This window comes from Melaminivora alkalimesophila, from assembly GCF_000282995.1.
GTDB lineage: Bacteria > Pseudomonadota > Gammaproteobacteria > Burkholderiales > Burkholderiaceae_C > Melaminivora > Melaminivora alkalimesophila.
Genome location: NZ_ALEE01000697.1, coordinates 1 through 5702, shown reverse-complemented (window position 1 = coordinate 5702; position 5702 = coordinate 1). Strand labels below are relative to the sequence as shown.

Sequence of the window (5702 nt, the reverse complement as noted above, 5' to 3'; positions counted from 1 at the left end):
CACCCGCCACGCCGCGCCCGCCGCGCCCCAGCCGTCGATGGCCGGATCCACCCCGCCCAGCGGACTGGCCGGCTCGCAGGCCCAGTGCAACCCCGCCCATCCATCATCGCCCCCTTGCGCGCTGCACGGCTCCAACCCCCACAGCCCGGCGGCGCGCGCATAGTCGCCATAGCCATGCGCCGGCAGGAAGGCCCGGCGCAACCCGCAGTGGGCCGCAAGCGCGCTGATGCGGTGGATGAATTCGCTGGCGCTGGCGGCGAGCACGATGCGCTCCGGCGCCACCCCATGGAAGGCTGCCAGCGCGGCGGTCAGCGCGCTGTAGGCCGGATCGGGGTAGCGGGCGCGGTCGGCCTGCGCCAGCGCCTGCAGCGCCAGCGGACACGGCCCGCACGCGTTGGCGTTGGTCGAGAAGTCGTGCTCCGGCACGCCCAGCGCGTCCGGCCCGCCATGCAGCGGCGCGCTCATCGCCACCACTCCAGCGCCCCTCCGGCCAGCAGCGCGGCGCATGCCGCCGCACCCAACGTGCGCACCGCCCTGCGCGCAAGCGCAACCGCCTCCGGCACGTGGGCCGCCTGCGGCGCGCCACCGCGAGGATTCAACACATAGACGCCGGGCTTGCCCAGTCGCACGCCCAGCAGCTGCGCCATGGCCCCCATGGGCCAACCGCCATTGGGCGAAGGCGTGCTGCGCGCGTCCCGCAGCAACTCCCGGCCCGAAACCTGGCGCGCCCCACCAAGCAACAGCAGCACCGCCGTCAACCGCGCCGGCAGCCAGCTCAGCACATCGTCGGCCCGCGCCGCCCAGCGCCCCGCCCAGCGCCAATGGCGCCGCGCCGCACCCTGGCCGCGCCAGCCCGGGTAGCCCCACATCGCGTCTGCCGTGTTGGCGAAACGGTAGAGCGCCGCCCCGGGCAGGCCCAGCAGGGCGAACCACAGCAGCGGCGCGACCACCGAGTCGCACAGGTTCTCCGCCAGCGTCTCGATCGCGCTCTCGCGCACCTGGGCGGCGTCCAGCGCCGCCGTATCGCGGCTCACGAGCCAGGACAGGCGCTCGCGGCCGGCGGCCAGCGACCGCGCCAGCGCCTCCTGCACCGCCAGCACTTCGTCGCGCAACATGCGCCAGGCAAGCAGCGGCTTGAGCAGCAGCCCGAGCGCCAGCGCCGCCGTCCAGGCCGGCAATGACCGCAGCAACACGGCCTGCAGCCAGGCTGCCAGCAGGCAGACCCCTGCAGCGAGGCCACACCACGCCAGGGCGGCCAGCACGAAGCTGCGCGGGTCGTGCTCGCGTTCCTCGTCCGGAGCGATGCGCTGGCCGAAGAACGCAAGCGCCCGCCCCATCCATGCGACCGGGTGCCAGCCGACCGGCGGCTCGCCCCAGAGCGCATCCACGGCAAGCGCCACGACCACCGCCCCGGCCGCGATCGCGCCGCCGGCGACCCAGTGCATTCCGAGGGTCCACGTCTCCATCCTGCAAGCCTAACCGCTGCGGCCCGCCTCGCACCCGAACACCTGTGGCGGGGCCACAAACACTGCTACAATTGCGGGCTTCGGAGAGGTGGATGAGCGGTTTAAGTCGCACGCCTGGAAAGCGTGTGTAGGTTAATAGCCTACCGTGGGTTCGAATCCCACCCTCTCCGCCAGAACGCAACCCCAAGTGATGGATTCACTTGGGGTTTTTCGTTCATGGCGCGGCGGCCGGCCGCTCCCTCGCGCCACCGACCGGCGCCACCCGCAGCGCCGGACTGCACGGCGCCTGGTACAGCGCCTGCCAGCTGGCCTCGTCCCGCCCCTCCAGTGCCAGCAGCGCGCGCTTGCGCTGCACGCCGCCCCCATAGCCGGTGAGCGTCCCGTTGCTGCCGATCACGCGGTGGCAGGGCACGATGATCGAGACCTTGTTGTTGCCGTTGGCCGCGGCCACGGCCCGCATGGCGGTCGGCCGGCCGATGGCACGCGACTGCTCGGCGTAGCTGCGCGTCTCGCCCCAGGGAATGTCCAGCAGGGCCTGCCAGACGCTGCGCTGGAACGGCGTGCCGACGAGGTCCAGCGGAACGCAGAACTGGCGCCGGCGGCCGGCGAAGTATTCGTCCAGCTCGCGCGCAGCCTGTGCAAGGATCGGGCTGCTGCCGGCCACCGCCGGGCCGCCGCGCGCGGCCTCGACCTGGGCCAGTTCGCGCTCCACGCCCCCCTGGCCGACGAATTCCAGCAGGCACAGCCCCTCTGGCGAGGCCACGGCAAGCATGTCGCCCAGGGGCGTGGGAATGTGGGTCGATACCAGCGACATGAACGGGCCTCCTCGTGCGTCAGGATGCCCATTGTGCCGCCTGCCGCGGCTCCCGGCTTCAGTCCTCGATGCCGCGCTGCGCCGGAACGCCGGCCTGGAAGGCGTGCTTGATGAGTTTCATCTCCGTCACCGTGTCGGCAATGTCGATGATCTCCTGCGGGCAGCGCCGCCCCGTCAGGCAGACGTGCACGTCCTTCGGGCGGCGCGCCAGGGTGTCGAGCACATCCTGCAGCGGCAGCCAGCCGTAGATCAGCGGATAGGTGACCTCATCGAGCACCACCAGGAAGTACTCCCCCGACAGGATGGCGGCGCTCGCCCTGGTCCAGCCCTCGCGCGCCAGCTGCGCGGAATGCTCCAGGTCGCGGCTCTTCCAGGAAAAACCATCCCCCAGCCCTTCTACCGGCAAGCCCACCTGGTCGGCCAGGCGGTGTTCGCCAAAACGCGCGCTCGGCACCTTCATGAACTGAAAGACCTTGACCTGCTTGCCGCGCCCCAGGGCGCGGAACGCCAGGCCGAAGGCCGCCGTGCTCTTGCCCTTGCCGTCGCCGGTGTTGACGATCACCAGGCCGCGGCGCTCCCCCTCGGGCTTCTCGTAGGGTTTCTCGCTCGGTGGGGTTTCGATCTGCATGACACGCCTCCTTTGCTGTCTGTCAACTCGGGTTTCTCAAAAACTCAGACGCGCGGCAGCGCCATCCAGATGCCATCGATCTGGCGGACCTGGATGCGCTGCTCGAACACCTGCTCCAGCGCCGCATGGGTGGCGGCATCGCCGCAGGCCCCATGGTGCAGCACGCGCCCGCCGGCCATGACCAGCAGGTCGTCGGCCTGCAGCGCAATGGAAATCTCGTGCAGCACGCTGACCACGGTGCCACCCTGCCCGACCAGCCCGCGCACGGTGCGCAGCCAGTCCGTCTGGTGCGGCGGATCGAGGTTCGCCAGCGGCTCGTCCATCAGCATGACCGGCGCCTGCACCGCCAGCGCCCGCGCCAGCAGCACGCGCTGGCGCTCGCCGCCGGACAGCTGCGCGAGCGGCCGCGCGCGCCACTGCCAGGCCTGGGTGGTCCGAAGCGCCGCCTGCACGGCGGCGTGGTCGGCATCGGACGGCGGCGCCATCCAGGCGCGGTGCGGCAGGCGCCCGAGCATCGCGATGTCGTAGGCGGGCAGTTCGTCGGCGGCGGCCTCGTTCTGGCCCAGCCAGGCCAGCCGGCGGGCCCGCTCGCGCGCCGGCAGGTCCTGCAGCGGCTGGCCCAGCAGCTCGACCGAGCCTTCCACCCGCGCCTGGCGCAGCAGGCCGGCAAGCGCCTTGAGCAACGTGGACTTGCCGGCCCCGTTCGGGCCGACCACGCTGGTCCAGCGCGCCGCGGGAAGATCCGCGTCGATGCCGTGCAGGATCGGCGTGCCCTGCACGCTGACGCGGAGCTGGCGCGCGCGCAGCGCCGGCGCGCTCACAGCCCGCCTCCGAGGCCCCGGCGGTGCATCAACCACAGCAGATAGCTGCCGCCCAGCGCGGCGGTCAGCACCCCCACCGGCAGTTCCTGCGGCGCGATCAGCCAACGCGCCAGGATGTCGGCCGCCAGCAGCAGCACTGCACCCATCAGGCTCGCCAGCCAGATCTGCCACTGGTGGGTGACGCGCGCCACCGAGCGCACCAGGTGCGGCGCCGCCAGTCCCACGAAGCCGATCAGCCCGGTGTGGGCCACGGCCGTGCCGGTGGCCAGTGCCAGCGCCGCGACCAGGCCGGCGCGCATCGGCACCAGCGGCAGCCCCAGGCTCGCCGCCGTCGCCTCGCCCAGCATCAGGCCGTCGAGCAGCCGCGACAAGGCCCAGCCGACCAGCGCGCAGGCCAGCCACAGCACGCCCATCAGCAGGCAGGCCTGCCAGCCGACGAAGGCCGAGCTGCCCATGGTGAAGACCTGCATGGCTTCCAGGATCTGCGGGTTGCCGACCTGGATCAGGTCGCGTGCCGCGCTCAACACCACCCCCACCACCACGCCCGCCAGCAACAGCCGCAACGTGTGCTGCACGCCGCGCGCCAGCACCAGCGTCAGCAGCACCGCGCCGGTGGCGCCGACGAAGGCCGCACCGGTCAGGCCCAGGCGCGCCCACCAGCCGGCGTTGCCCAGCGACACGCCCATCAGCGCGAGCGCCAGCGCGCCCCCCAGGGCCGCCCCGGAGGCGCTGCCCAGCAGGTAGGGATCGGCCAGCGGGTTGCGGAACAACCCCTGCGAGATGGCGCCCGCCAGCCCGAGCAGCGCCCCCGCCATCCAGGCGCCCAGCGTGCGCGGCAGGCGGATGTCCCAGACGATCTGGTGCGCCAGCGGGTCGTTACCCATCTGCAGCACACTCTCGAAGCCGGTGCTGCCCACGCTCGCGCCCACGAGCACCAGCAGCAGCGTCAGCGCCAGCAACCACAGCAGCAGCCACAGCGCAGCGCGGCGCTGGGCACTCGCGCCGACACTGCGCAGGTCGTTGGCGGGCAACACGGCGCTCATGGGGTAGCGAACTTCTCGCTCAGGCAGCGCGCCATGATGCGCGCCGCTTCCGCCATGCGCGGCCCCGGGCGCACGAGGATGTCGGATGGTTCGGGGCCGAAGACGCACAGGCGCCCGGCCTTGACGGCCGAGAGGTTCTGCCAGCCCGGGTAGAGGGCCAGCGGCTGGCCGTTGCGGTTGGACACCATGACCAGGTCGGGCTGCGCGCGCAGCACGTATTCCGGGCTCAGGCGCGGGAACGGCCCGAGCTCGGCCGGCACCACGTTGCGCACCCCCAGGCGCGCCAACGTCTCGCCGATGAAGGAGGGCTGGCCGGCGGCGTACGGGCCGCGGCTGACCTCGAAGTACACCCGCGCCCCCCGCGCCTGGGGCGGTAGCGACTGGGCCGCTGCCTGCACGGCGGCGTCGATCACGCGCCACAGGCGGTCCGCGCCCTGCTCCGGCGGCACGGCAAACAGCTCGCCGATGAGCCGCAGCACGCGGCGCACGTCGGCGTGCGTCTTGGGCTCGAGCGCCACCACCTTCAGGCCCAGCGCCTCCAGCCGGTCGCTCACGCGGCTGCTCACCGACAGCAGCACCACGTCGGGCCGGAGTGCCACGATGGCCTCGATGTTCGGGTCGATGCCGCCTCCCACCTTCGGCAGGCGCTGCACGGAGTCCGGCCAGTTGGAATAGCGGTCCACGCCGACCAGGCGAGCGCACTGCTCCATCTCGCACAGGCTTTCGGTGCTGGACGGCAGCAGGCTGACCACGCGCCGCGGCGGCTCGTCGAAGCGCAGTGTGCGACCGCGGTCGTCCGTGATCTGGATGGCGGCCGCCGCGGCCAGGCTGGCGCTGGCGAGCAGCAGGCCGGCCCAGGCGGCGCGCACGATGCGCAGGAAAAAGTCCTTCATGGGGCGCCCTCGTCCTTCAGTGTCAGCGGCAGGCCCG

At 72.7% G+C, this 5702-nt stretch carries 6 protein-coding genes, 1 tRNA gene and 1 pseudogene; 1 reads left to right on the top strand and 7 read right to left on the bottom strand.

Features of this window, described 5'->3' with window-relative positions; genetic code table 11:
• Both A612_RS13510 and cbiB read right to left on the bottom strand, forming a co-directional pair.
• Window positions 1–465, bottom strand: a pseudogene (locus A612_RS13510) (aminotransferase class I/II-fold pyridoxal phosphate-dependent enzyme); the annotation flags it as partial.
• On the bottom strand, window positions 462–1466 hold the full coding sequence (gene cbiB / locus A612_RS13505) for an adenosylcobinamide-phosphate synthase CbiB (protein WP_241209559.1): 1005 nt from the start codon (window positions 1464–1466) through the stop codon (window positions 462–464). The pseudogene A612_RS13510 and the gene cbiB, both read right to left, overlap by 4 nt.
• Before the next feature lie 82 nt (window positions 1467–1548).
• On the opposite strand from cbiB, the gene A612_RS13500 reads away from it, so the two are divergent.
• Window positions 1549–1639 (top strand) — tRNA-Ser (locus A612_RS13500).
• Between the two features lie 41 nt (window positions 1640–1680).
• Here A612_RS13500 and A612_RS13495 read toward each other — a convergent pair.
• From A612_RS13495 to A612_RS13475, 5 genes are read right to left on the bottom strand one after another with little or no spacing between them, the layout of a single operon-like run.
• Window positions 1681–2280 (bottom strand): methylated-DNA--[protein]-cysteine S-methyltransferase, encoded by a 600-nt coding sequence (locus tag A612_RS13495; protein ID WP_019374991.1) that lies wholly within the window; start codon window positions 2278–2280, stop codon window positions 1681–1683.
• 58 nt (window positions 2281–2338) lie between these two features.
• Window positions 2339–2908: a cob(I)yrinic acid a,c-diamide adenosyltransferase gene (gene cobO, locus A612_RS13490; protein WP_019374990.1), complete on the bottom strand. Its 570-nt coding sequence runs from the start codon at window positions 2906–2908 to the stop codon at window positions 2339–2341.
• 44 nt (window positions 2909–2952) lie between these two features.
• On the bottom strand, window positions 2953–3729 hold the full coding sequence (locus A612_RS13485; RefSeq protein ID WP_019374989.1) for an ABC transporter ATP-binding protein: 777 nt from the start codon (window positions 3727–3729) through the stop codon (window positions 2953–2955).
• Window positions 3726–4772: a FecCD family ABC transporter permease gene (locus A612_RS13480; RefSeq protein WP_019374988.1), complete on the bottom strand. Its 1047-nt coding sequence runs from the start codon at window positions 4770–4772 to the stop codon at window positions 3726–3728. The genes A612_RS13485 and A612_RS13480 overlap by 4 nt, the downstream gene beginning before the upstream one ends.
• A complete protein-coding gene (locus A612_RS13475; RefSeq protein ID WP_019374987.1) occupies window positions 4769–5665 on the bottom strand; it encodes an ABC transporter substrate-binding protein in 897 nt (298 codons plus the stop codon). The genes A612_RS13480 and A612_RS13475 overlap by 4 nt, the downstream gene beginning before the upstream one ends.
• Window positions 5666–5702 lie beyond the last annotated feature (37 nt).